The sequence below is a fragment of the Pseudomonas sp. EA_5y_Pfl2_R50 genome, assembly GCF_963970475.1.
Classification (GTDB): domain Bacteria; phylum Pseudomonadota; class Gammaproteobacteria; order Pseudomonadales; family Pseudomonadaceae; genus Aquipseudomonas.
In genome coordinates, this window is sequence record NZ_CAXAPT010000243.1 from 1 (window position 1) to 255 (window position 255).

The 255-nt window shown below is 54.9% G+C and carries 1 rRNA gene; it reads right to left on the reverse strand.

Going from position 1 to position 255, the window contains the following annotated elements:
* Positions 1-37: 37 nt before the first annotated feature.
* Positions 38-255 (reverse strand): 16S ribosomal RNA (locus tag AACY19_RS27645); the annotation flags it as partial.

The window sequence follows — 255 nt, forward strand, 5'->3', positions numbered from 1 at the left end:
TCGTGTGGGAACTTATGGAGCAGCTGATGTCGTCGATTAAGGAGGTGATCCAGCCGCAGGTTCCCCTACGGCTACCTTGTTACGACTTCACCCCAGTCATGAATCACACCGTGGTAACCGTCCCCCCTAAGGTTAGACTAGCTACTTCTGGTGCAACCCACTCCCATGGTGTGACGGGCGGTGTGTACAAGGCCCGGGAACGTATTCACCGCGACATTCTGATTCGCGATTACTAGCGATTCCGACTTCACGCAG